This is a genomic window from Halorubrum sp. SD612 (assembly GCF_002135005.1).
This window is the reverse complement of the sequence record NZ_NEWI01000354.1, coordinates 1-1489: the sequence shown is the minus strand read 5'-3', so window position 1 is coordinate 1489 and position 1489 is coordinate 1. Positions and strand designations below refer to the sequence as shown.

2 protein-coding genes are annotated in these 1489 nt (G+C 70.0%); one reads left to right on the top strand and one right to left on the bottom strand.

Annotated features, from left to right (window positions below; translation table 11 throughout):
* Nucleotides 1–282 (bottom strand): hypothetical protein (locus B9G38_RS17270; RefSeq protein ID WP_198945734.1); only part of this gene is annotated, 282 nt, incomplete at its 3' end.
* Between the two features lie 547 nt (nucleotides 283–829).
* On the opposite strand from B9G38_RS17270, the gene B9G38_RS17265 reads away from it, so the two are divergent.
* Nucleotides 830–1489, top strand: a 660-nt coding sequence (locus B9G38_RS17265; protein ID WP_233127252.1) for an amino acid--tRNA ligase-related protein, incomplete at its 3' end; no start/stop codon positions are given.

The window sequence follows — 1489 nt, the reverse complement described above, 5'->3', positions numbered from 1 at the left end:
GTCGGCGGGGCGCTCGCGGACGCGGTCGGCGACGACCGTCTCGTCCGTCCCGAACTCGGCCGCCGAGGTCGCCTCCTCGTCGACCGCGAGGGTGGCGACCGCCTCGACCGTGGTGTCGTTGAGGCCGGGGCGGAGGCCGGCGATCTCAAGCTCCTCGACGATGAGGCCGTCGATTCGCTCGATCTGTGCTCTGGCGCCGGCGACGAGGTCGCCGGCGGCCGCCTGCGAGACGCGGACGGTCACCGTCGCCTCGACCGACGGCGTGTGGATGGCTGCCGCCATACGCCCTCGCCGCGAGTCGAACGCGGCGCGGCCCGGTCGGCGTCCCGGTTCGCAACCCGGGAGTCACCGGTCCGCGTCCTCGAACGACCGGCCGACGACAGCGGATCGCCGCCGGCGGCGCTCGCGAGGGCAACGGTCGGCCGACTCGACGCGCGCGACGGACAGCGGCGGCTGGAGAGAACGGGGTGTGGTCCGTCCCGCGGGGAAGCCTCCCCAGCCGACGCGCGTCACGCGGTCGGGCGGACGGACCGTGGGTTCGGAGCCGAATACCCGATCCACCCGAGGAACGCGACGCTCGCGGACCGCGCGAGCATCGAGACGGGTGAACGGGTCATGATCGGGCTCCGCGGCGCGGGAGGCGCCGTTGTCCGTCTCGTGGATCGGTTTCGTATTAAAATTATGTTAGTTATGCGACCACATGACACGGTAGATACGATCCGGAAGTCCCCGAGATTCCCCCGGAGCGGCCGCGGGCGAGCCGTTCCGTCGACGACGAGACGACAGGCCTATGCCGAACGCCCGACCAGTTGCGCGTAAGCAGACCGCCATGATCGAGCGCATTCACACGTCGGACGTCGAACCGGACGCGGACGAGGTCGCCATCGCCGGCCACGTCCACGAGATCCGCGACCTGGGGGGCCTCGTCTTCCTCATCGTACGCGACCGCGAGGGGCTCATCCAGATCGTCTTCAAGGAGGAGCGCGAGCCCGAGCTGTTCGAGGCCGTTCAGGACGTCGGCGCCGAGGACGTGGTCCGCGTCGTCGGCGAGCCGCTGGAGAGCGACCAGGCGCCCGGCGGCGTCGAGATCGCGCCCACCGAGTACGAGGTCATCGACGAGGCCGACTCGCCGCTCCCGCTGGAGATCTCGAAGGACATCGAGGTGGACCTCTCGACCCGGCTCGACAACCGCGCGCTCGACCTCCGGAAGCCGGAGACGCTCGCGGTGTTCACCCTGCGCTCCGAACTCGTCACCGCGATGGAGGAGTGGTTCGAATCGGAGGGGTACGTCGACATCAAGACGCCGCTGATCTCGAAGGGCGGCGCCGAGGGCGGCGCGGAGCTGTTCCCGATCCTCTACTACAACCAGGACGCGTTCCTCTCGCAGAGCCCCCAGCTGTACAAGCAGATGCTGATGGCCTCGGGCTACGAGGCCGTCTACGAGACCGGCACCGCGTTCCGCGCCGAGGACTTCGCCACCTCCCGGCAC